We start from the raw sequence: 22,122 nt of genomic DNA, 5'->3' as shown, positions 1-22,122 counted from the left end.
CTGTTTATTTTAAAAATTTGCGGACCAAGTCGAGTCCGTTTTTCGCATTTGGGTAACGGAAGGAAAAATCGAAGCGGTTCGTTTGGCGCAGGACGCTTTTTTCATGCGTAAAAGTAAAGAAGCTTTCCTTCCCGTGATATCGTCCCATGCCGCTTTCGCCGACGCCTCCGAATGGCAGGTAAGGAGTAGCGACATGCATAAGCGTGTCATTGATACAACCTCCGCCAAATGAGAGGTTGTCTAGAATATACGATTCTGTTTCTTTACTTGTCGTAAATAAGTAAAGCGCCAGCGGCTTTGGCCTTGCTTTGATCATATGCGCTGCCTCAAGCAGAGAATCAAAGGTCATGACAGGCAGGATCGGTCCGAAAATTTCCTCCTGCATGACGGGGTCTTCCCAAGTGATGTCGTCTAAAATGGTCGGAGCGATTTTGAGCTCTTGTTCATTGCGCTGTCCACCTGTGACGATCGTTCCATTTGAGAGAAATTGTGTAAGCCTGTCAAAATGACGCTGACTGACATTTTTTCCGAAGTGCGGATGCGTTTCGGGATGTTCACCATAAAAGTCACGGATACAGGCCGTCATTTCTAGCAAAAGTTTCTCTTTGATGGATTCATGAACGAGCAAATAATCTGGTGCAATGCAGGTTTGCCCTGCATTGGTGAATTTTCCAAAGGTGATCCGCTTCGCTGCCAGCTTGATGTCGGCATCAGGCATGACGATGCAGGGGCTTTTTCCGCCAAGCTCAAGTGTGACAGGGGTCAAATGCTTTGCGGCGGCTTCCATGACGACTTTGCCGACTGCCACACTTCCAGTAAAGAAGATATAATCAAAGGGCAGCTTCAGCAGCTCTGTACTGACATCGACACCGCCCTCTACAACAGCCGCATGGTCTTCTTGAAATACACGTTTGATGATAGTGCTGATCACTTGTGAGACTGCCGGCGTCAGCTCAGATGGTTTTAAAATCACGGCATTTCCCGCAGAAATCGCGCCGACTAATGGAGAAAGGGCCAATTGGAAAGGATAGTTCCAAGGAGCAATGATGAGCACACTTCCATAGGGCTCCTTGATGATCATGCTTTTCGATCCGATATGAGTTAGCGGTGTTTTCGCGCGGGTTGGCTTCGCCCATTTGTGAAGGTGCTTGATGGTATGATTGATTTCTTCATACACCATCCCGATCTCTGTTGTATAGGCTTCCTGTTCGGATTTATGCAAATCATGGGCTAAGGCCTGTAAAATATCCTTCTCATGCTGTTTGATTGCTGCTTTTAAGTCTTGAAGAATGCGGATGCGTTCTTTAACTGCCGGCTTCTGAAAGACTTTTTGTTTCTGAAATAGAGCTGTGAGCTTGTTCATGATTTAATCCTTTCATAGACGATTTTGTTTCTTTTATTATGTGTGAATGATAGTGACGGGTCAAATAAGAGAGTCGTGAGCGCACTGCTTTGAAAAAATGAACCCATTTGGTTTGTTCATTTGGTAAAATAATGTTGAAAAGAGATTTTTTTAGATTGGAGGGTCTACCCTTGAATATTCATATATCAAGCCTGCTTCAAAAAATGGAGGAAGCGGTTCAAAAAGCAAAACAAAGTGGAAATGATGAAGAGGTGAAACGTCAAGTGGCAGCGATTTCTTCACTATGTGATGTCATTCTCGACGCACCATCACAGGTGCAAATGCCGCAGTCGCCAGTCATCTCACCACCTCCATCGATACATACACCATCAGCGCCATCTGTGTCTACAGATCAAGCCATGCTGGAGAAACTCATGGGCACAAGTGGCGCGAAGAAATTTCAGCAAAATGATGAGGGTCAAAAAGAGAAGGACGGGAACGGCGACTCTATTTTTGATTTTTAATGGTCTTGTCACGACAAAGGGAAGGTGATCGGTTTGAAACTATTTTTGGGCGCCATTCAGTGGATGGCATTTTTTATCGCAGCTTCTATTGCCGTACCAATTGCGATTGCACAAGCATTTGAATTGAACCAAGTACAAGCGGCAGAGCTGATTCAAAGTACTTTCTTTTCACTTGGTCTTGTGGCGATGGTGCAGTGTTTATGCGGCCATATGCTGCCGATCAATGAAAGTCCAGCAGGGCTTTGGTGGGGTGTGTATACCCTTTATGCCGGCATGACAGGAACAATCTTTGCGACGTATCCTGAAACCTTGCAAGCATTACAAGGGGCTTTAATTTTTAGTGCTATTTTCTTTTTTATTTTTAGTCTATTTAAAATCATCAATTGGCTCGCGTCTTTATTTACGCCAGTCGTCACAGGCATTTACCTGCTGCTGCTTGTTGTGCAGCTAAGTCAGCCAATCATGAAAGGGCTGATGGGGATCGGGTATCGAGGAAATCAAGTAGACGGGCTTGTCTTTTGCTTATCGATCTTGATTATTATCCTCACCTTCATGATCAGCCGCTCAAAATGGCATTACTTGAGGCAGTTTTCTGTGTTATTCGCACTTGCAGGCGGATGGCTGTTATTCGCTCTACTCGGATTGGCGAAGCCAGTTCGAATTCCAGAGCAAATCATCGAGTTTCCGAAGCTGTTTCCATTCGGTATGCCGGTCTTTGACAGTGGATTGCTTGTCACGTCCTTTTTTATAACGATTTTACTCATTGTGAACATGCTGGCAAGTATCCGAATTGTGGAAAGCTCAGTGAAGGCATTTGGTGAACTGCGTGAGCGGAAGAGAGCACGTCCTGCCGGTTTTGTCGCAGCATTTGGTCATTTACTAAGCGGGCTGATCGGTGCGATTGCGCCTGTACCTATTTCGGGGGCAGCAGGATTTATCCAGACAACCAAAATTCCTTCGAGAAAGCCTTTTTTCATAGGAAGTCTACTTGTTGTTCTCATTAGTTTGTTTCCACTGCTCATGAGCTTTTTCTCTGCATTGCCATCACCTGTGGGGCTTGCTGTAAACTTTGTGGTCTTCTCTTCTATGATTGGGATTGCGATGTCAGAGTTTGATCAATATGAGAAAGAAGAAATTCCGCGGATTCGCTTTGTCCTTGGGATTGCCGTTTTAGCAGGCGTAGGGGCGATGTTTGTGCCTCAGGGGGCCTTGAAAGGCATGCATCCTGTGCTCATTTCATTATTAAGCAACGGTCTTGTTCTAGGCACGCTCATTGCGATTGTTGTCGATCAGGTCTTGTTACGAAAGAAAAAGAAATCCGACAATCTCGTGTCAACGTAAAGGGAAAGTTGAATGTCGCCCTTCACCCGCGCTATGATAAACATAATTGATGAGATAAGGAGAATGACGAATGAAACTATTTTTCATTTTAGGTGCGATTAACGCCATGCTTGCTGTAGGCCTTGGAGCCTTCGGTGCGCACGGTCTAGAAGGGAAAATCCCTGAAAAATATATCGAAATATGGAATAAAGGTGTTCAATATCAGATGTTCCATGCCATTGGCTTATTTGTTGTCGCTTTTCTTGCAGATAAGCTGTCAGGTGTCTCCTTGGTTCCTGCCGCTGGCTGGGTGATGCTTGCAGGCATTCTTTTCTTCTCAGGAAGCCTTTATGTGCTGGCATTGACTCAGGTGAAGATTCTAGGTGCCATTACCCCAATTGGCGGAGTAGCATTTATCGCCTCTTGGATCATGCTGGTCATTGCAGCAGCAAAAAATTTATAAGGTAAAAAACCGATGCTCTCATAGGGGCATCGGTTTTTTTCTTAACTCCAGTAAGGAGTATAATTGGGTGGTGCTTGATAATAAGGGACGTAGTGAGAAGGAGGGACAGGATGCGTTTGAGACTCTTCCTCCCGGTGGCAAAATGGTCCGATAAACACGCTTGGTTTCACAGGCTTTGTCGCCTGCTTCCACTGTGTTTCGTTCATGCAATAAGTATGGGCCATGATGTGAGAAGGGGTGAGGGTGAGAAGGTCTGAGCCTAGGATCACTTCAGGTGTAGATGCGTTAAAAATGGCTAACAAATGAGTTCTGTCTTGGAGAGCGACTTCATAGTGCCACCAGCCTTGAGGCACGTTTGCCACCTGTCCAGGTGTAATAGTATAGGTGTGCAGTTTTTTTGTAAATGGATTCAGCATCGATACGGCAGCAGAACCGGCTATACAATAAACAAGCTCTGCGGCATTTTGATGATAATGAGGCTCTACGACTTTGCTTTTACTCAAATATATATCCAGCAGGGACACTTGATCCAATGAGTTTAATTGTTTTTTTCCTAACACATTAATCAGGTTATGCTGATCGTATTTCACAAGGGGGCTTTGATTCAGATCGTATGAAAATTTCACATTTGGTGATGTATAATCCAGTTCAACAGTCATTGATGTCACCTCTAGGCTTTTGATAAAAACTACTAGGCATCTTATGAGCCGCGCCCCAGAGGTGTGACAAAAACCTAGACAAAAGAAAAAAGCAAGGGCACCTGAGCCTTGCTTTTGCCATGTATGTCGTTATCTCGGAGAATATGTTGACATTGAATATGGATAGTCGTACTGAATTTCTCCATCAAACGTAATGTAATCAAGATAGATTGTTAATAGTAAGTATCGTGTTCCTGTTTTGTTATCACTAATGATAATGTGGTCACGTCCTGCAGCTTCAATGACGCCTCTAAAAATCTTCGAATTCCATTCTTTACTCGCCTCAAACGTCATATAAATCGTGGCTACCTTGCCGCGGTTCAATCGTAAAATATTTTCAATATAGGACTGCTCAAGAGGCAACTGTCCGGTGACATTTTGCTGATAAATCGGTCCAGAAGGAATTTGGTATGGCTGACCGCCGCCTTGCGTTCCTTGGCCTCCTTGTGAAGTGCCGGTAGACGGCATTGGTGAAAACCCCTGCTGCATTTGTCCTTGCATTTGACCCTGCGTTTGGGGAGGGACTGAATAACCCATCTGCTGCGCAGGATACGGATTTGCTCCATATTGTTGCTGGCGGAAATCTTGACCTTCGAAACCCGAACCTTGCCCAAATTGATTTTTCAATTTCATAACGTTCCTCCTCTTTCCTCATGGTGTTCTAAACAGAAGGCGTTTAGGCGCCTGTTGTTTCCATAGCATTCTTTCTCTCTTTCACACTATGAGACAGGAGGGGAGAATATGTACATTGAACGAAAAAAAGGAACTGCTGCGCAATTCCTCAGTGTTTAGACAAACCTTCGCCTTCTATCGGTACTCGTCCTTTTTACATGATCCAGTTTACAGCGTGCTGAACATCAAATAAAAGTGTCACGATAAGAAAAAACGTGGCGGGCGGTGTGATCACAATGATGAAGGCTTGCCATAATCTGAGCTTCATCACAGCGACAATGCCTAAAACAGTCATTCCAAATATCCACGTCTTTGCATATACATCCGTAAGAGTTAAAAGATCGATATAATACCATACTTCATAATGCTGATCTAAATATGGTGTGATTTTAACAAACGTATACGGACCGAGCATCCCAACAGTGGAAATCCAAGTAAGTGCAAATAAAGCAGAAGGGAAAAAGACCGTCAGTGTGCAGGCCTTGAGTATATCTCGATACGCCGTTTGACAGCCGAAAAAGAGACGCCCTAACCATTTGATGATGAGGGCACCGAAAAATAGAATCATATTGCCTGCCAAAATACCATAACCCGCTCCTTGTAACAGAATAAAAGGGAATGGAATATGATTGCCCATATACTCGCTAAAATACCCTTCGTAGATCCAGCCCGTACCGGCGATACTTGCAAGGAGCATCATCAGCCAAATTGGTATATTGGAATGTCGATATGAGCGAATAATCGTTTTTGTCGCGACGAAAATTTTAAAAAATCGAAAAAATCCTTTTACTTCCTCTTCTTGGGAGTGATCATTCTTCATAGCTTCCAATGTTCTTTACTCCTTTAATACACATAAATGATTACTTATATTACCAAAAAGTTCACGTTTTTCAAAGAAAGATCAATAAAAAAATACAATTTTATAAAAAATAGGTCACTCTACAGTCTCTTTAAGAGGAGACACATATGATAAACATAGTTTGAAAGAGACCGAGGTGATAATTTTGACAAAAGTAACTGTCATTATGACGAGCTACAACAAGGCGGCTTACGTCGGCAGATCGATTGAAGCGGTCCTGCAGCAGACGCTGTCAGACTTTGAACTTTTTATCATGGATGATGGATCAAACGAAAAAACCCTTGCTGCTATTGAACCCTTTCGCAAAGATCCGCGCGTTCACTTTATCCAAAGCGGTGTCAAAACATTGGAAGAGAGAACAGCGAAAACTCGCTATGCCGTGCTGATTAATCAAGCATTAGAACTGGCAAAGGGCGAGTATATTTCCTATGCCACTGATGACAATGTCTATGCCCCGGACCGTTTAGAGAAGCTCACTCATTATCTAGATGCCCATCCAGATAAAGATATTGTCTATTCTAGTTCTAAAGTTATCTATTTAAATAGCAAAAAAGAGCCAGTGAAGGAAATGATTCGGCCGGCGCAAACAGTGCAATGGAATGCTCCCTGCGCCATAGATCATTGCTCTGTCGTGCATCGTGCATCCATCTTATCAAAAATTCATGATGAATTTGGGTCCTACTGGGACGAGAGTCCGCATTTTTATCGAATAGGGGATGCCCGCTTCTTTTTTCGATTAAATCATTTTTATCCGTTTTATCCCTTTGATGAAATATTAGATACAAATTACATCACAGAACAGTCGATTCATTATCAGCTGGCAGCAGAAGAGAAAAGTGCCTTTATTCATGCACTTCCCGAGCAGTCTACCTGCTGGGATCTCCGCAGTATATTAAAACAAAAATATGGGAGGTGACCTGAAATGTCGCACTATATTCATCATTATTGGCAGGTGTACTTTGAGTATGTGAATCTGATGAAAGATTTGTCCTACAAGGAAATTCCTCTTGGGTTGATCAGCAATTTTTATCAATATATCAGTCCTGAAGTGAGGGAACGCATGGAAGATGAAGCATTTGGTCAAGAACTGACAACCGATTGTCCATTACCGGAAGAGATTCAGCCATTTTTTGATCAGCATAAGCAGCAGATCAAGCGTATCGCTTATCGTCCGGCGAATGGAAAGGTATTGCTTCACTTTGAACACCTGCGTTTTACTGAACAAAATTACAAGCGGTTCCATCCAAACCAAACGGTGGTGCTTGCTCGCTGGAAGAAGACAGATTATTTCGGATTACCTGTTATCAGTAAGCCGGAATTAACCGGAGAGGTTAATAAAGAAGCCCACGCTGAATATATTGAAAAAGCAAATGCTCTCCTTAAACCTTACGCTCACCACCCTGTCTTTGGCAATGTCTTTTTTAGAGAAAAACTACGGAAGGACATTGTGCAATTTATTGATGTCATTGACCAGATAGAAGTGCTGTTTCAAATGCAGCCGATTGCAGCTGTTATTGTTGGAACGACGGAGGATGCTTACAGCCGCGTACTCGCTTTGCAAACAGTGAAACGCCAGCTGACGAGTATCTGTCTTCAGCACGGCGCGCTTATGGGAGACGAAGCCTTTTTACCGATTTTCACGACTTGCCATGGGGTGTTTGGAAAGTATGAAAAGGACTGGTATGTAGACAAAGGCTGTCAGCCGGAACAGGTGGAAATCACAGGTCATCCGAGGTTTGATTTGGTGAAGGAGCGAACACCGCTTCAACAGGATCTCATTTTTCGTAAATTGAACTTCAGTCCGGCTAAAAAGACCGTGCTTGTGGCAACGCAGCCGTTTTCTGAAGCCTTCTATGGTGATGTTCTTAAAACGATTGCCAAACGGAAAGACATTCAGCTGATCATGAAGCCGCATCCTTGGGAAATTGCTCGAAATCGATTAAACGACTATGTGTCTATTGAACGAGCGGGAAATCATGTGAAGTTGATTAAAAAAGAAATTGACCTGTATGACCTGCTGCCATATGTGGATATCGTGATTACGCTCACATCAACAGTTGGTCTTGAAGCCATGCTTTTTGAAAAGAGTGTGCTGATCGGGAAAATGACAGAAGGCAGAAGATACCCATATTACGAGTTGCTTGGCAGCTATCATATGGAAAACCCTGTTGAACTAGCTGAGAAAGCCATTCGTATTTTGTCGGATGAACAAGAGATGAAGCTGGCAAAGCAGCAAGGAGCTCAGTTCATTAAACAACACTATCCGCATGCGCGATCTACCGATGTTCTGCTTTCTCTGCTCAAAACAAAAACTGGTGTGGATTTTCAGAGATGAAGATAGGGGTGTGCAAGCGATATGGGAAAAAAGAGAGCACAATTTCTTCCTTATGCTCTGCCTTTCATTGAACAGGAAGAAATCGATGAAGTCATCGGAACATTAAAGTCCGGCTGGCTGTCAACTGGACCAAAAGTAAGACAGTTTGAAGAAGAATTTCAGCAGCTGACCGGTGCAAAACATGCGATCGCAGTCAATTCATGTACGGCTGCTTTATTTTTAGCGTTAAAGGCAAGAGGGATTGGGGCTGGGGATGAGGTGATTACAACACCTCTGACATTCTGCGCAACAGCAAATACAATCATCCATACGGGAGCAGCGCCTGTATTTGTCGATATTGATCCAGCAACACTCAATCTGGATGCAGAGAAAATAGAAGCGGCCATAACACCACATACAAAAGCAATTGTCCCTGTTCACTTTGCTGGTCAATCGTGCGATATGGACCGGATTTTAGCGATTGCCAAAAAGTATGATCTATTTGTACTTGAAGATGCTGCCCATGCTCTTTACACAACGTACCACGGTCAGCCCGTTGGATCGATTGGGGATGCGACCGCTTTTAGCTTTTATGCAACGAAAAACCTAGCGACTGGTGAAGGCGGCATGCTGACAACAAATGATGATGCGCTTGCGGCTCGAATTAGACGACTAGCGCTCCATGGGATGAGCAAGGGAGCGTGGAATCGTTATGGAGAAAAAGGAACGTGGTATTACGAGGTCGAGGAACCTGGTTATAAAATGAATATGTTTGACGTGCAGGCATCGTTAGGGCTTGTTCAGCTAAGCCGACTAGATGACATGCAGGCACGGAGAGAACAGATTGCAAAAGAATACAATCAGGCTTTTCAAAAAGAAGCGGGCCTGACCCTGCCGCCTGTGCATCAAGAAGGAAGACATGCATGGCATTTGTATGTACTGCAAGTGAATCCAAAAGAAGCATTCATCACGCGTGATGAACTGATTGATCAGCTGCAAAAGGAATATAAAATCGGCACGAGTGTTCACTTTATCCCTGTTCACTTGCATCCATACTATCAAAAAACGTATCACTATTCACCAGAGGATTTCCCTAAGTCACTCGCATACTACAAGCAGACGCTCTCACTGCCGCTCTATCCAAGTATGACAGATGAAGATGTGCAGGATGTTATCACAGCGGTGTTGTCTATTTTAAAAGAACAGAAGGCATCATCATGAAGGTCGTTCATTCCATCGATGATCAGGTGCTGGCGGCTTGGCTGGAGAAATACGGACAACAAGCGGAACAAATGAACGCCTTCAAGCAGTTTGCTCTTGTTAATGGTGCCCAGCTCAAAGCGGTCCTGTTATATGAATGGTCAAAATGGGAAAGCAGCATTTTTGATCAGCATATTTTTCATGTGAAGTTTATAGAAGCGGAGTCAGCGTCAGCTTTTCAAGAATTGATGGAGCGTTTCATCAATTGGATGAGAACAGAAAAATGCGATTTTTTCTTTTTACGTCTTGAAGCGTCTGATCTTGAAAAAAACCGCATCGTCCAAAGGCTGTCACATGTGTACTATGTAGGCGGGCTCACTCGTCTTGAGGCGCCGCCTGTTCAAATGGAAATACCATCAACAGGTGAAGATGTGGTCATCAGTCTTCCGGATGAAAAGGAATACGATGAGGCGGTGTCACTTGCTCATCAGGCTTTTGGGAAAAGCCGGTATGCACTTGATCCTTTTCTAGATCAGAATGTCGTCCAGCATTTTTTTCAGGAATGGATGAGAAATAATTTGCTCGGACGTGCAGATATCAATCTCGCGGCAAAGGTGAACGGTGAAGTCATTGGATTGATTCAAGGTGTAACAAAGGGCGATGAACTGATCCTTGATTTATTGTCCATTAGACCAGATGCACAAGGAAAAGGGATCGGAAAAAAGCTGGTTACGGCGATGATAAAAGCCTCGTATGAGAGAGGGCACCGGTTTATGTCTGCCGGAACTCAGATGCATAACACAACCGCGATTCAGCTGTACGAAAAGCTGGGCTTTAGAACAAAAAATGCCTTCTTGTATTACCATGTGTGGCCGAAAAAAGGAGAGAGGTAAGATGGCGCATTTCTATATCGGAGATCGCAAAGTGGGGGATGGTGCGCCTGTCTTTATCATTGCAGAGGCAGGCATTAACCATGATGGAAAGCTGGATCAGGCACTTGCTTTAATTGATGTGGCAAAAGAAGCAGGTGCCGATGCGGTGAAGTTTCAAATGTTTCAAGCTGATCGGATGTATCAAAAGGAACCGGGTTTGTATGAAACAGCCAAGGGAGAAGAGGTGTCCATTTTTTCTTTAGTAGAACAAATGGAGCTGCCGCCAGAATGGCTTCCGGTGTTATTGTCACGCTGCGCGGAAAAAGGGCTGATTTTATTAAGCACAGTGTGTGACGAAGAATCTGCGGATCTATTGAATCAGACTGATCCGCCGGCTTTCAAACTGGCATCCTATGAAATCAATCATTTGCCGCTTATGCGTCATACGGCATCTTTTCAAAAGCCCATTATTTTCTCAACAGCCGGGGCAACCATTTCAGATGTCCATGAAGCATATGAGGCGATTACAAGCGAACAAAATCAGCAGGTCGCTATCATGCATTGCGTAGCAAAGTATCCAGCACCTAGAGCTTACACGAATCTGCGAGTGCTTCAAACATTAGCTGCGGCATTTCCCGATGCAGTCATTGGCTTTTCTGATCATAGTGAGCATCCGACTGAAGCGCCAGTGGCCGCTGTGAAGCTTGGTGCAGCAATCATTGAAAAGCATTTTACAGTAGATAAAACGTTACCTGGGGCTGATCATTCCTTTGCTCTTGATCCTGATGAATTGAAGGAAATGGTTCAGCATATTCGAGCGGCAGAAAATCAGCGGAATCTAAAAGAAGCTGACACTCATTCAGTGCCAGAAGAGCTCCTTGGCAGTTCTTATAAAACGACAACAGCTATTGAAGGCAAGATTCGTGAATTTGCGTATCGAGGCATTTTTACGACAAAAGGCATTGCGAAGGGCGAGACATTGACCGCAGAAAATCTAGCTGTGTTACGTCCAGGACAAAAAAGCCAAGGTCTGCATCCGCGGTATATGGCGATTTTACTTGGCGCAAAGGCTGTCAGAGATATCCCAGCCCATACAGGGGTTTCGTGGAAAGATGTACTCACCCAGGAGACGCCAAATGATCAATGATGTGCTCTTTGTCATACAGGCGAGAATGGGCTCAACAAGGCTGCCCAAAAAGGTGATGAAACCGATCGGCGGTATGGCGCTGATCGACCTGATTGTTGAACGGGTAAAGCAATCAGATCATTACAATCACAAAACGCAGAACCTCATGATTGCCACAACAGTTGAGGCAGAAGATGATCTGCTGGCTCATTATTGTCTCTCAAAGGGATATAAAGTATTTCGTGGCAGTGAGACAGATGTTTTGCAGCGATTTGCGCAGATTGTCCGTCATTTTGAACCGCAAATCATTGTGCGTTTAACAGGAGATAACCCATTTATAGATCCGGCCCTTTTGTCGAAAATGCTTGAAAAACATAGACAAGAGAAGGCTGATTACACGTATACGACTGGCACACCACTCGGTATTTCCGGGGAAATGATCGACGCACAGATTTTAAGTAAAATCGACAATTTTCCCCTTACGCAGCCAGAGCGTGAGCATGTCACGCTCTATATCAGAAAGCATCCTGAGCAATTTCATCTGCAATTATTCACACCGCCCAAAGAACTTGCATATCCTGCTTATCGATTCACGATTGATACAGAAGAAGATTATGAGTTTGCGACCCGTTTACTAGAGAAAGCTGGCGGCTCCATTGCTGTGCCTACGGCTGAACTCATCACCATTTGCGAACAAGACCCCGATATTGTTCGACTGAATCAATTTGTGAAACAGAAGGATGCTGAATGAACAAGAAAATCATGATTGTTGTGTATGGCGGGTTTTTAAGAGGAATGGGGCATGTTGTCAGAATGAAACGGCTGGCAAATGAACTGCTTCAAGAAGGAAACGACTTATATTTCTATACAAATGAACAGATCTGTGTAGAAATGCTCTCAGGTCCAAATTGGCACGTTCATTTGGTGCAGGAGTCGAAGGCATTCCTTCAGATGGAACAGGACATAAAAGAGCTGAATCCTGATCTTTTGCTGATTGATGTACTTGATTGCGATCTCCAATTTCTTCGATTGATCAAAGCGTCCTCTGGCTCTGCAAGGCTGGTTTTATTCGAAGAAAATAGAGCAGAAGCGTGTCAGCTTGCCGATGCTGTCGTGAACGGCATTTATGGCGGTTTGGACGAAAATCACATGCAAGTAGATGGGACAGCATATTTTGATGGAACACCTTATTTATTGTTAGATCAAGAGATAAGCCGATTAAAAGACACATACGAGGTTCGAAAAGAATGCAAAAAGGTGGTCATCAGCCTTGGGGGCAGTGACCCGCGCGGATTGTTATCAAAGGCTGTATCAGCACTTCTCGAAGCTGACCACCTACACATTTTAGCGGTTACAGGAAAAGCCTCTCGCATTGAAGAACAAATAGAGGCTGAGCATATTCAATTCATTCGTCATACAGATCAATTACTTGCGCGTCTCTCGGAAGCCGATCTGGCAATAGTGGCTGGCGGGATGACGTTATACGAGGCAGTTTGTATCGGAGTGCCCAGCATTGTCCTTTCACAAGTAGACCACCAAGCAGTGACAGCCGCTCGTTTTGCGCAAAAGGGAGCCTGTCACCATCTTGGATTAGGTGAACTTGTGGATGAAAAAGATATTCGGCGTGCTGTGGAAAGACTGTCCGGCAGCTATTTTCTCCGCAGAAGCATTCATCTCAATGGACGGACACTCATAGATGGAAAAGGAACTGAACGAGTGAAAAACATTCTTATACACCTCATGAATCATCACCAAAAAGAACATAAGGATGTGTAGATGTGAAGGGAGTTATTTTAGCAGGAGGAAAGGGATCACGACTGGCGCCTTTAACGAAGATTTTCAATAAACATTTATTGCCGGTTGGTCCATATCCAATGATTTATTGGTCATTGTTCAAATTGAAGGAAGCAGGGATTTTAGATGTGATGGTCATATCACAAGAAGAACAAATCCCGCTGTTTCAAAAGCTGCTTGAAAGCGATCAGGAACTGGGGATGAACATCGTATATCAGGTACAGCCTGAAGCGTCTGGGATATCAGACGGTTTATCCTATGCAAAGCCCTTTGTAGAAGGGGAGAAGTTTGTGCTGATGCTTGGTGATAATGTATTTGAGGATTCACTAAACCCTTTTGTTGAAGCCTTTCAACAGCAAGAAAGAGGAGCCAAGGTTTTGTTGAAAGAAGTGGCAGATCCAAAGCGGTTTGGCATTGCAGAAATTGATGCCTCGCGCCAACGAATTTTATCAATAGAGGAAAAGCCGGAGTATCCGCGCTCATCTTACTGCGTCACGGGCATCTATTTTTATGACCAGGAAGTCTTTCAATATATTGAGAGAATCTCACCGTCAGATCGAGGCGAATTAGAGATTACAGACGTGAACAATCTGTATATCTCAAATAGTCAGCTGACCTATGATATGTTAAAAGGGTGGTGGATTGATGCAGGAACACATGAATCTCTCCACCAAGCATCTGCGAAAATGTTTGAAACGATGAAGAAAAAAGAGGGATCCGAATGACGAAGTCTTATTTAATTACAGGCGGAGCGGGTTTTATCGGACTGAATTTTGTGAAGCTGCTGCTTCAGGATGCAGATGTCCGGCTCACCGTTTTTGATAAATTAACGTATGCCAGCCATCCAGAGGAGATGGATGAATTATTAAAGTTATCTCATTTTCGTTTTATTCAAGGGGATATCACCCTTCAGCATGAGCTGGATCAAGCATTTGACGAAGTCTATGATGCCATCATTCATTTTGCGGCAGAATCGCATGTTGATCGCAGCATTGAATCAGCAGAGCCTTTTATTCAAACAAATGTCCTCGGAACGTATCGTATGCTTGAAGCGGTCTTAAAAGGAAAGGCGAAAAAGCTCATTCATATTTCAACAGACGAAGTATATGGAGATTTGGAGCCAGATGATCCTGCTTTCACAGAACAAACACCACTTTCACCGAATAATCCTTATTCAGCAAGCAAGGCGAGTTCAGACCTGCTTGTGAAATCCTATATCCACACTCACCAATTACCCGCGATGATTACACGATGCAGCAACAATTACGGACCGTATCAGCATGAGGAAAAATTAATCCCGACCATTATTAGAAAAGCAGTCAATGGAGAGAACATCCCGATTTATGGAGACGGTCAGCAAATTCGCGATTGGCTGTATGTAGAGGACCATGCGAGAGCTGTGAAGCAGGTGCTCGAAAATGGCACAGCGGGGCAGGTATACAATATTGGCGGCGGCAATGAGAAAACAAATCTCGATTTGACCAAAACGATTTTATCGCAGCTCGGGATTAGTCATGATCAAATTGCGTTTATTCAAGACCGAAAAGGGCATGACAGACGGTATGCTATTGATGCCAGTAAGCTAAAAGGCGAGCTCGGCTGGACGCAGGAGACGTCATTTGAAGAAGGTATCGAAAAAACGATCAATTGGTATCGAGCCAAATACGATCAGAGCGAAGAAGGGTGACGGATGAAAGTTTTAATCACCGGTGCAGGCGGCCAATTGGGGAAAGAATTGAGCAGGCAGCTCAAGGAAAAAGACATGACCGTCATTGCCTTAACGAGGAACATGCTCAATATCGCAGACCAGCAAGCAGTCAGACATGCGATGAGACACTATCAGCCTGATATTGTTGTCAGTGCAGCAGCCTATACATCTGTTGATCAATGTGAAACAGAAACCGAAAAGGCGTATCTTGTGAATGGCATTGGCGCCTACTATACAGCATTAGAAGCAAAGCGCGCAGGGGCTGATGTGTTACATGTCAGTACAGATTATGTGTTTGACGGGCAGGCGGACACCCCTTACCAAGTCGATGCACAAGCAGATCCTCAAACCATTTATGGAAAGAGTAAAAAGCTTGGTGAGGAATTGATTCAGCTTGTATCAGACGAAGTGAAAATCATTCGTACCTCGTGGCTTTACGGACATGAGGGGCATAATTTTGTGAATACCATTCTTCGGCTCACTGAAACGAAGGATCATTTACGCATTGTGAACGATCAGATAGGGTCTCCTACTTATACAAAGGATGTAGCCGAGGCTCTGATTCATTTGTTTGATCAGAAGGCAGGCGTGTACCATGTCAGTAACCGAGAAAGCTGTTCCTGGTTTGATTTTGCGTCAGAAATTGTGATGAAAAGCGGCTTGTCCGCCACAATTGAGCCGATTTCCACGGAAGAGTACGGCTTCCAAACGCCACGCCCGGCCTATTCTGTCTTAGATCTTCAAGCGATTGAAGCCACAGGCTGGCAGCCGAGGCATTGGAAGGATGCACTTCACGAATACTTGCAGAAAGAAGGGAGATGGCATCAGCATGATTGATGGTGTTGAAACGAAAAAACTCATGAAACATTGTGATGACCGCGGCTTTTTTGCAGAGCTCATTCGAGATGATGAACCGATGCTGAAACGTTTTGGGCAGGCGTCATGGTCGAAAAGCTTTCCAGGCGTGATCAAAGCCTTTCATTATCATGAAAAACAAGACGACGTTTGGTTCTTCCCCGCAGGTCATGCACAGGTCGTGTTATATGATTTGCGTGAGGACTCTTCCACAAAGGGGCAAACCGATGTGTATTATATGGGGGAAGACAATCCGATGCTGCTTCTTATCCCAAAGGGTGTCGCGCATGGCTACCGTGTATTAGGTGAGACGCCGCTGCAAATTGTGTATTTCACAACAGAATCGTATGACCCGAAAAACCCAGATGAAAAGCGAATCGCCTGGAATGACGAAATGATCGGGTTTGATTGGGAAACGACATTTAAATAGAGAACGAGGGGCCTTTCGCAGGAGAAAGGTCTTTTTTTGTTGAAATACATTCTATATGTGTCATTTTATGTATATATACGAAGCTGATAAGAAAAGGGATGTGGATGAGTTTGTCTAAAAGAATTGCATTTGTAACAGGAGCAAGTACAGGGATTGGAAAGGCCATCGCCATTAAGCTTGCCGCTCAAGATAATGTAAAGATCATCATCAATTCTAGAAATCAATCCTCACTAGAAGAAGCGCAGCAGGACATTGGGCGTATGGCAGAAACAAAGGAGCCGGTGGCTCTTTTCTGTGGCGACATGTCAGATGAAGGGGTGCGGGCTGAGGCTTTTGAGGAAATAGAAAAAGAGTTTGGCAGACTGGATGTGTTGATTAATAACATTCCGGGGGGAAAGCCAGATACCTTTGATTCATGTGAGAGCGAGCAGATGATGGCAGCATTTTCTCAAAAAGCCATTGCGTACATTGATACGATGAAGCGTGCAGCAGCGATGATGAAACGACATGAATATGGCCGGATCATTCAAATTGTCGGGAACCTATGGAAGGAACCTGGTGACCAAATGTTTACGAACAGTATGATGAATGCAGCGATTATCAATGCTAGTAAAAATGCTGCCACACAGCTTGCATCTTCAGGGATCACAGTGAATTGTTTAAACCCAGGCTTTATTGCTACAGATCGGTATGAACAATTTATCGGAAACATGATGCGTAAACAGGCATTATCGCGGGAAGAAGCTGTACAGGCTGTAGCGTCAGGAATTCCAATGCAACGAGTGGGCTCAGCGAGTGAAATGGCTTCATTGGCCGCTTTTATCGCATCAGAGGAAGCCTCCTATCTTACAGGACAACAAATATCTGTCGATGGTGGAGCGATGAAAAGTATATAGCATCAAAAAAACCCGCTATATGCGGTTTTTTTGATCCAGCGTGTAGACAAACCCTCGCATTCGGTGTCAGGTCTGCGTGCCGGTGCTCACGAATGTCAAATTCGCTCCGCTCCGGTACTCGTCCTTCCTAGGGCTGCAAAGGTTTTCTATCACGCTGAAAAGAAGACAAATGGCTAAAATCAAGACCCATTTTAGCCATTTGTCAAAAAATCCCGCTAGATGCGGGTTTTTTGATTAAAGCGAATCGGAAGGATGCGAAGCCGGTCGATAAACAGGGCAAGCTGCTCAATTGGAGCAACCATTGAGATGCGAACATGACGTTTTCCATGTGCTCCAAACACACCCCCAGGCGTGACAACGACATCGGTATGTTCGAGTAAATAGTCTGCAAATGCATGAGAATGTTCAAAATCATCAGGGATTGGAGCCCATAAATAAAAGGCGCCAGCTGGACGTTCGATGGACCATCCTAGCTGCTTTTCTGCCTGACGGATGAAGAAGTGAATTCGTTCAAGGTAGACCTCTTTTAATGATTGAATGTGATGGTCATCACTTTGCAAGGCGACGGTTGCGGCTTGTTGAAATCCGCCATACATACTGACAAACACATGATCTTGGAAGGCGTTAATGGCTTGGATGATGTCCTCATTACCTACAGCAAAAGCGACTCTCCATCCTGCCATATTAAATGTTTTGGATAGAGAATATAATTCTACTCCTACACTTTTTCCAAGAGGAGCATTCAGAAAGCTTACTGGTTTTTGCTCATAATGAAATGAACCATAGGCAAAATCATGAATGACATGCAGTCCGTGAGCCGATGCAAAATCAGCAGCCTCTTCAAAAAATGCATCATTTGCCACAGCACCTGTTGGGTTATTCGGATAATTTAAGAAAAGAACCTTTGCCTTTTTGAGCACCTCCGGATCAATTGAAGAGAGATTCGGCAAATAGCCATTTTTCGTTTCAAGTTTGATGCAGTAGGGCTTTGCGTCTGCCATCAAGATCCCAGAATGATATTCTGGGTATCCTGGATCGGGGACGAGGGCAATGTCCCCTGGGTCAAGCAGACACTGACTCATGACATAAAGGCCTGTTTTCCCCCCATTGAAAAGGGCCACTTCTTTCTTTGGGTCTATCTCAGTGCCGAACTCCTTTTTGTAGAAATCTGCAATGGCTTGCTTGAAAAAGTCGAAGCCTCTAAAAGGTGCATATTGCTGAAACTCTAAAGTGCCTGCTGCCTCTTGAAGCGCGCTTACGATATGTGCAGGAGTCGGAAGATCAGGATTTCCCTGCCCAAGGTTGATGATGTTCGCCCCGTTTTGTGCTTTATGTGCAATTTTCTCAAAGACGGTTCCAAATTTCTGTTCTGGCAGCCGTTCAATCACGTTAGATGGTAAGATCTTCACCACATTACCCTCTCTTTCTATCCCTTCACTAATTCATCCATTAACTGAATGGCAGCTTGCTTCTGTAAGTTGCGGATGGATGCGGCAACATCCTGTGAGGATGATCCTTTTAATTCAAGCGACACGATGCCGTTAAAGGCTTCAAATAAAGAGAGATCCACAAAGGTGCCTTTAGATGGGACGGATTCACTGACGATCACAGTATCTCCAACTAAAGCATCCTGCGGAATATGGACATGATCAATGGTGATATGTGTAGCCTCTGCCGGTATTTGTCCGCTTTCTTTGAAATGCTGAGGGTATAAATGGCAGTCTGCTATATAATGCGTATGTCCAGAAAGCAGCTCTTTTGGCAGATCCGCTTTTTTTCCATCGACTAATACATCGATCAGCAGCTTGGCCATATCCACACCAAACACTTTTTTGATATTCGGAATCATATTCCAGCCAGCAAATCTAGCTGCGGATTCGATCAGTCCTGTTTCTCGATTTTTCATGAGCTTGATCTCTGTATGGGTCGCACAGTTTTCAAGGCCCAGCCCTTCATTTGCCTTCTTAGCTGCCTCAATGATGATTTGCTGGGCTTCATTGTCTAAGATCGAGGGAGTAATATGAGCCGTTTCTGTAAAACCGATTTGAGGGGTCTTGTCATGTATGACAAAAGGGATATATTCTCCCTCCACGACGAACCCTTCTACACTGACATAATCAGAATAGCCATCCTCTTGATACCAATCCTCGTAAGCCCCCTCTAAGTACGTTTCTGCGACAAATGGTGCTTCATATGTCACAGCGTTTGGGACGGGAATCGTTTGCAAATAGGATTTTACGTTTAAAAAGAGATCATCACTGCCCGCTCTGTCATGAAAAAGGGTCACGCCAATCGAGCTTGCTAAATATGTAGGCTTTAAAATAAGCGGTGTTCCGATATGTTCAATAGCTTGCTGGAAATCAGCTAAAGTAGTGACAGGCTGAGTTTTCACCGCTTTGACACCCGCAGCGTTGAATGCAGCTCTCATTTGGCTTTTATCACGCGCCATTTCAGCTGCCTTTACCCCAGCGCCGCGCAGCCCCAGCCGCTCGGCGGCTTTTGCCATTGGTGCAATGAATAATTCATTATTGGTGGTGATGGCATCAGCTTTGAAAAAGGAAGCCACACGGACTAGGTCATCCACCACCTCTTCCTCTGATTTCAAATAATCATCATGTGCCCAGTAAATAGAATCAGGGTGTTCAAAAGAAGGGTGTGTCTCAAAATAATCGCGATCTTTGATGACGGCAATGGAGTATTTTTCTATTAGCTCAGCGTGTCCCTTTGTAATGGCAAAGGGTCTCGGGATATAAGAAACGATATGATAAGATGCCGCCACGCTTTCATAAAACATATGGGGCGGGCACCCTCCTAAGTCAGCAATGACAAGTACGGTTTTTTTACTCAATGAAAGCACTCCTTTTTATCTAGCGGTGTATCCGCCATCTGCTGTGACAACACTTCCAGTCATATAGCTGGATAGATCAGAGGCGAGAAACAGCATCACGCCCGCAATTTCTTCAGGTTTTCCGAGACGAAGCAAGGGATTCACCTTTGCTTTTTCCTTTTTGACAACCTCAAGACTTTCTGAATGATTGTCTAAAAAGGATTTTTCATTTAATGGCGTATCAATGATGCCTGGGGCGATACAATTCACCCTGATTTGATGAGCGGCATAGTCAATCGCCATCGATTTGGTGAGCTGGATGACACCGCCCTTTGTTGCGTTGTATGCAGGAATGTCAGGCCAGCCAACGAGACCTCCGACAGATCCAGTATTAATAATACTTCCGCTTTTCTTCTCAAGCATATGCGGCAATGTATGCTTACTCATAAGAAATACACCAGTCAGATTGACCTGTAGAATGTGGTTCCAATCCTCCAATGTCATCTCGTGAATAGGTGAGACAATTTCGATGCCTGCATTGTTAATCAACACATCAATTGTCCCGAATTGGTTCAGCACGGATTGAACGGTTTTTTGACAGTCAGCCTCATTTGTAATATCTGTTTTGAAAAACGCAGCATGTTCATGAGGCAATGATTCAACAAGTTGTTTACCGCTATCTTCATTGATATCAGCCACAGCTACTTTTGCTCCGTGTTCAAGGAAAAGCTTGACGGCAGCAAGCCCAATCCCAGACGCACCTCCTGTAATCAGGACGACTTTTCCGGCAATGTTCATTTCTTCACCTTAGACGCTTTTGGCTTTAAGCGGTTATAGCGTGGAGGGAAGAAGAGATTAATAGACTTTGATGCTTCTGGCTTTGGATTAATGGCGCCGTGATCTTCTTTTGGATCACAGAAGTAGGTCGTGCCAAATTCCATCTTCTCTGTAAAGCCTTCAATCGTCATATCGTATCCACCGCTAATGCAAATCCCAATTTGTTCATTACGGTGCTTATGAAAAGGCATTTCCCCGCCATTTCCCGGAATGTTAGCAATCATAAGCTCCATCCAGTCCTCAACAAAAAAAGTCACTTCCATGCCAGGAAGCAAATCACGCGTTTTGAAAATGTCTAAGAAATAAGTAGGAGGAGCCGTATATTCCTCGCCATCTTTTAATCTCTTAATATCAATGGCGATCACTTCTTCATCTGTCAAATTCGATGCGCCGTGAGGAACGAATGGTGGTGCAATATAGGCTGATTCTAATGGGGTGAGCACTTGTGTCGATTGGCCGACCGTCATTTGAAGCTCGCCTTTTAATACGATGCCGATTTGTGCTTCCGGATGCTCGTGAGGTTCGATGATCGTGTGAGGAGGGACGTATGAAATTAACACTTCCGTATCGCCTCTGACAGTAGAATATTGGATGACACCATTATCCCATTCTCGTTTTTTCGCTTGAGGAAAATATAATTCTTGCACCTTTTGTTCAGTTGTCATGTTTACATCTCTCCTTTTCCGAATATAGACCAGCTCATAGGAATGCTTTTAAATGTTCGAATGAAGGTGAGGCCGTATGTAGCTCTAGCCACCTCATTGGTTAAAGCGAAATCAAATTCGCCGTCTCTTACTTTTTGTGCGGCTGTACTTGTGGAATTGACAAGCTCAAATTCAGCATTTTGATGAATAAAATATTGAATCAAATTCACAGGTGCAGGATGAGAAACAATTTTTAAATGGTGAAGCATTTGTTCTTGAAAGGGGAAATCTGGTCTGACAGCCAAACCATACATGGGCGTGTCACATCTGAATATTTGTAAAAGCTGCAGGTCAGGCCTCATGTAGAAGTGTTTAATTCCTTCGTATGCGTGTGGAACGAGAGTGTATTGGAGTGCGTTAGAGAGAGTATGTTCAATGCAAGTTTCGAATGTGTCGTAAAGGGATAGTTTCGTATGAGTGCCGAGTGTAGTGGTGGAATGAGAGATGAAATGTTTTGCTGCATATTCACTGCTTGTCCCCTTAGGGCCTAATGTATTGACTGTAAACATCTTAGGTGAAACGATGGGCTCTTCTTTGAAATGAAAAACATCATTCTTTAAGATCATGTTTACCATCCAATCTTTTTCAAATTTTTACTAGATTATAAAAAATAAAATTGGTAATTGTCAACAAAAATTATAAAAAATGTATTTTATGATGATATTAAAAATTGATCTAAAA

24 protein-coding genes are annotated in these 22,122 nt (G+C 44.0%); 15 read left to right on the top strand and 9 right to left on the bottom strand.

What is annotated here, in order from left to right:
- Window positions 1–4 precede the first annotated feature (4 nt).
- Entirely contained in the window at window positions 5–1,363 is a 1,359-nt protein-coding gene (locus tag AC3WTB_RS08770; RefSeq protein ID WP_492333592.1) for an aldehyde dehydrogenase, read from the bottom strand.
- A 170-nt stretch (window positions 1,364–1,533) separates the two neighbouring features.
- On the opposite strand from AC3WTB_RS08770, the gene AC3WTB_RS08765 reads away from it, so the two are divergent.
- The 3 genes from AC3WTB_RS08765 (at window position 1,534) to AC3WTB_RS08755 (ending at window position 3,649) form a co-directional block, all read left to right on the top strand.
- A complete protein-coding gene (locus AC3WTB_RS08765; RefSeq protein WP_039182322.1) occupies window positions 1,534–1,866 on the top strand; it encodes a YwdI family protein in 333 nt (110 codons plus the stop codon).
- Window positions 1,867–1,899: 33 nt separating this feature from the next.
- Window positions 1,900–3,207 (top strand): purine/pyrimidine permease, encoded by a 1,308-nt coding sequence (locus AC3WTB_RS08760; protein ID WP_106025478.1) that lies wholly within the window; start codon window positions 1,900–1,902, stop codon window positions 3,205–3,207.
- Window positions 3,208–3,277: 70 nt separating this feature from the next.
- A complete protein-coding gene (locus tag AC3WTB_RS08755) occupies window positions 3,278–3,649 on the top strand; it encodes a DUF423 domain-containing protein (RefSeq protein ID WP_025093833.1) in 372 nt (123 codons plus the stop codon).
- Between the two features lie 41 nt (window positions 3,650–3,690).
- Here the strand turns inward: AC3WTB_RS08755 and AC3WTB_RS08750 are convergent, their stop codons facing one another.
- From AC3WTB_RS08750 to AC3WTB_RS08740, 3 genes are all read right to left on the bottom strand, one after another.
- Complete coding sequence (locus AC3WTB_RS08750; protein WP_039182316.1) at window positions 3,691–4,308, bottom strand: cupin domain-containing protein; 618 nt, start codon at window positions 4,306–4,308, stop codon at window positions 3,691–3,693.
- A 129-nt stretch (window positions 4,309–4,437) separates the two neighbouring features.
- Window positions 4,438–4,980 (bottom strand): spore coat protein GerQ, encoded by a 543-nt coding sequence (gene gerQ, locus AC3WTB_RS08745; protein ID WP_041087716.1) that lies wholly within the window; start codon window positions 4,978–4,980, stop codon window positions 4,438–4,440.
- Between the two features lie 193 nt (window positions 4,981–5,173).
- On the bottom strand, window positions 5,174–5,839 hold the full coding sequence (locus AC3WTB_RS08740) for a YIP1 family protein (protein ID WP_492333687.1): 666 nt from the start codon (window positions 5,837–5,839) through the stop codon (window positions 5,174–5,176).
- Between the two features lie 184 nt (window positions 5,840–6,023).
- On the opposite strand from AC3WTB_RS08740, the gene AC3WTB_RS08735 reads away from it, so the two are divergent.
- From AC3WTB_RS08735 to AC3WTB_RS08680, 12 genes are all read left to right on the top strand, one after another.
- On the top strand, window positions 6,024–6,794 hold the full coding sequence (locus AC3WTB_RS08735; protein ID WP_064498861.1) for a glycosyltransferase family 2 protein: 771 nt from the start codon (window positions 6,024–6,026) through the stop codon (window positions 6,792–6,794).
- A gap of 6 nt (window positions 6,795–6,800) precedes the next feature.
- Entirely contained in the window at window positions 6,801–8,213 is a 1,413-nt protein-coding gene (locus AC3WTB_RS08730; protein WP_492333591.1) for a capsular polysaccharide export protein, LipB/KpsS family, read from the top strand.
- 21 nt (window positions 8,214–8,234) lie between these two features.
- Window positions 8,235–9,413 (top strand): DegT/DnrJ/EryC1/StrS family aminotransferase, encoded by a 1,179-nt coding sequence (locus AC3WTB_RS08725; RefSeq protein ID WP_144468048.1) that lies wholly within the window; start codon window positions 8,235–8,237, stop codon window positions 9,411–9,413.
- Entirely contained in the window at window positions 9,410–10,285 is an 876-nt protein-coding gene (locus AC3WTB_RS08720) for a GNAT family N-acetyltransferase (RefSeq protein ID WP_144491604.1), read from the top strand. The genes AC3WTB_RS08725 and AC3WTB_RS08720 overlap by 4 nt, the downstream gene beginning before the upstream one ends.
- A 1-nt stretch (window position 10,286) precedes the next feature.
- On the top strand, window positions 10,287–11,411 hold the full coding sequence (locus AC3WTB_RS08715; RefSeq protein WP_492333590.1) for an N-acetylneuraminate synthase family protein: 1,125 nt from the start codon (window positions 10,287–10,289) through the stop codon (window positions 11,409–11,411).
- The gene (locus tag AC3WTB_RS08710; protein WP_151284903.1) at window positions 11,401–12,141 is read left to right on the top strand and encodes a cytidylyltransferase domain-containing protein; all 741 of its coding nucleotides are present in this window, start codon (window positions 11,401–11,403) and stop codon (window positions 12,139–12,141) included. The genes AC3WTB_RS08715 and AC3WTB_RS08710 overlap by 11 nt, the downstream gene beginning before the upstream one ends.
- Window positions 12,138–13,166: a PseG/SpsG family protein gene (locus AC3WTB_RS08705; RefSeq protein WP_492333589.1), complete on the top strand. Its 1,029-nt coding sequence runs from the start codon at window positions 12,138–12,140 to the stop codon at window positions 13,164–13,166. The genes AC3WTB_RS08710 and AC3WTB_RS08705 overlap by 4 nt, the downstream gene beginning before the upstream one ends.
- Before the next feature lie 2 nt (window positions 13,167–13,168).
- On the top strand, window positions 13,169–13,909 hold the full coding sequence (locus tag AC3WTB_RS08700) for a sugar phosphate nucleotidyltransferase (RefSeq protein ID WP_099663781.1): 741 nt from the start codon (window positions 13,169–13,171) through the stop codon (window positions 13,907–13,909).
- Entirely contained in the window at window positions 13,906–14,871 is a 966-nt protein-coding gene (gene rfbB / locus AC3WTB_RS08695; RefSeq protein WP_047203633.1) for a dTDP-glucose 4,6-dehydratase, read from the top strand. Before AC3WTB_RS08700 ends, rfbB begins: the two co-directional genes overlap by 4 nt.
- Before the next feature lie 3 nt (window positions 14,872–14,874).
- A complete protein-coding gene (gene rfbD, locus AC3WTB_RS08690) occupies window positions 14,875–15,729 on the top strand; it encodes a dTDP-4-dehydrorhamnose reductase (protein WP_327842058.1) in 855 nt (284 codons plus the stop codon).
- Window positions 15,722–16,177 carry a dTDP-4-dehydrorhamnose 3,5-epimerase family protein gene (locus tag AC3WTB_RS08685; RefSeq protein WP_327842059.1) on the top strand — a complete coding sequence of 152 codons (456 nt, stop codon included), beginning with the start codon at window positions 15,722–15,724 and terminating at the stop codon, window positions 16,175–16,177. The genes rfbD and AC3WTB_RS08685 overlap by 8 nt, the downstream gene beginning before the upstream one ends.
- A 104-nt stretch (window positions 16,178–16,281) precedes the next feature.
- Window positions 16,282–17,073 (top strand): SDR family oxidoreductase, encoded by a 792-nt coding sequence (locus tag AC3WTB_RS08680; protein ID WP_326996190.1) that lies wholly within the window; start codon window positions 16,282–16,284, stop codon window positions 17,071–17,073.
- A gap of 215 nt (window positions 17,074–17,288) precedes the next feature.
- Here AC3WTB_RS08680 and AC3WTB_RS08675 read toward each other — a convergent pair whose 3' ends face one another.
- The 5 genes from AC3WTB_RS08675 to AC3WTB_RS08655 are packed head-to-tail and all read right to left on the bottom strand — an operon-like array spanning window position 17,289 to window position 22,007.
- Window positions 17,289–18,482, bottom strand: a complete 1,194-nt coding sequence (locus AC3WTB_RS08675; RefSeq protein ID WP_492333588.1) for a pyridoxal phosphate-dependent aminotransferase — start codon at window positions 18,480–18,482, stop codon at window positions 17,289–17,291.
- Window positions 18,483–18,499: 17 nt separating this feature from the next.
- Window positions 18,500–19,921 carry an alanine--anticapsin ligase gene (gene bacD / locus AC3WTB_RS08670; protein WP_410558965.1) on the bottom strand — a complete coding sequence of 474 codons (1,422 nt, stop codon included), beginning with the start codon at window positions 19,919–19,921 and terminating at the stop codon, window positions 18,500–18,502.
- Between the two features lie 15 nt (window positions 19,922–19,936).
- Entirely contained in the window at window positions 19,937–20,698 is a 762-nt protein-coding gene (locus AC3WTB_RS08665; RefSeq protein WP_058838507.1) for a glucose 1-dehydrogenase, read from the bottom strand.
- Window positions 20,695–21,402: a 3-((4R)-4-hydroxycyclohexa-1,5-dien-1-yl)-2-oxopropanoate isomerase gene (gene bacB / locus AC3WTB_RS08660; RefSeq protein WP_039182276.1), complete on the bottom strand. Its 708-nt coding sequence runs from the start codon at window positions 21,400–21,402 to the stop codon at window positions 20,695–20,697. Before bacB ends, AC3WTB_RS08665 begins: the two co-directional genes overlap by 4 nt.
- Before the next feature lie 2 nt (window positions 21,403–21,404).
- Window positions 21,405–22,007: a type 2 periplasmic-binding domain-containing protein gene (locus AC3WTB_RS08655; RefSeq protein WP_024423797.1), complete on the bottom strand. Its 603-nt coding sequence runs from the start codon at window positions 22,005–22,007 to the stop codon at window positions 21,405–21,407.
- Window positions 22,008–22,122 lie beyond the last annotated feature (115 nt).

This window comes from Bacillus sp. EB106-04-04-XG123, assembly GCF_058791855.1.
This window is presented reverse-complemented; position numbering and strand designations above follow the sequence as displayed.

Bases quoted from the DNA above. Each gene is read 5' to 3' on its own strand.
- AC3WTB_RS08770 (WP_492333592.1), bottom strand. From the start codon at position 1,363: ATGAACAAGCTCACAGCTCTATTTCAGAAACAAAAAGTCTTTCAGAAG.
- AC3WTB_RS08755 (WP_025093833.1), top strand. From the start codon at position 3,278: ATGAAACTATTTTTCATTTTAGGTGCGATTAACGCCATGCTTGCTGTA.
- AC3WTB_RS08750 (WP_039182316.1), bottom strand. From the start codon at position 4,308: ATGACTGTTGAACTGGATTATACATCACCAAATGTGAAATTTTCATAC.
- gerQ (WP_041087716.1), bottom strand. From the start codon at position 4,980: ATGAAATTGAAAAATCAATTTGGGCAAGGTTCGGGTTTCGAAGGTCAA.
- AC3WTB_RS08740 (WP_492333687.1), bottom strand. From the start codon at position 5,839: ATGAAGAATGATCACTCCCAAGAAGAGGAAGTAAAAGGATTTTTTCGA.
- AC3WTB_RS08730 (WP_492333591.1), top strand. From the start codon at position 6,801: ATGTCGCACTATATTCATCATTATTGGCAGGTGTACTTTGAGTATGTG.
- AC3WTB_RS08725 (WP_144468048.1), top strand. From the start codon at position 8,235: ATGGGAAAAAAGAGAGCACAATTTCTTCCTTATGCTCTGCCTTTCATT.
- AC3WTB_RS08720 (WP_144491604.1), top strand. From the start codon at position 9,410: ATGAAGGTCGTTCATTCCATCGATGATCAGGTGCTGGCGGCTTGGCTG.
- AC3WTB_RS08715 (WP_492333590.1), top strand. From the start codon at position 10,287: ATGGCGCATTTCTATATCGGAGATCGCAAAGTGGGGGATGGTGCGCCT.
- AC3WTB_RS08710 (WP_151284903.1), top strand. From the start codon at position 11,401: ATGATCAATGATGTGCTCTTTGTCATACAGGCGAGAATGGGCTCAACA.
- AC3WTB_RS08705 (WP_492333589.1), top strand. From the start codon at position 12,138: ATGAACAAGAAAATCATGATTGTTGTGTATGGCGGGTTTTTAAGAGGA.
- rfbB (WP_047203633.1), top strand. From the start codon at position 13,906: ATGACGAAGTCTTATTTAATTACAGGCGGAGCGGGTTTTATCGGACTG.
- rfbD (WP_327842058.1), top strand. From the start codon at position 14,875: ATGAAAGTTTTAATCACCGGTGCAGGCGGCCAATTGGGGAAAGAATTG.
- AC3WTB_RS08685 (WP_327842059.1), top strand. From the start codon at position 15,722: ATGATTGATGGTGTTGAAACGAAAAAACTCATGAAACATTGTGATGAC.
- AC3WTB_RS08680 (WP_326996190.1), top strand. From the start codon at position 16,282: ATGAGTTTGTCTAAAAGAATTGCATTTGTAACAGGAGCAAGTACAGGG.
- AC3WTB_RS08665 (WP_058838507.1), bottom strand. From the start codon at position 20,698: ATGAACATTGCCGGAAAAGTCGTCCTGATTACAGGAGGTGCGTCTGGG.
- bacB (WP_039182276.1), bottom strand. From the start codon at position 21,402: ATGACAACTGAACAAAAGGTGCAAGAATTATATTTTCCTCAAGCGAAA.
- AC3WTB_RS08655 (WP_024423797.1), bottom strand. From the start codon at position 22,007: ATGATCTTAAAGAATGATGTTTTTCATTTCAAAGAAGAGCCCATCGTT.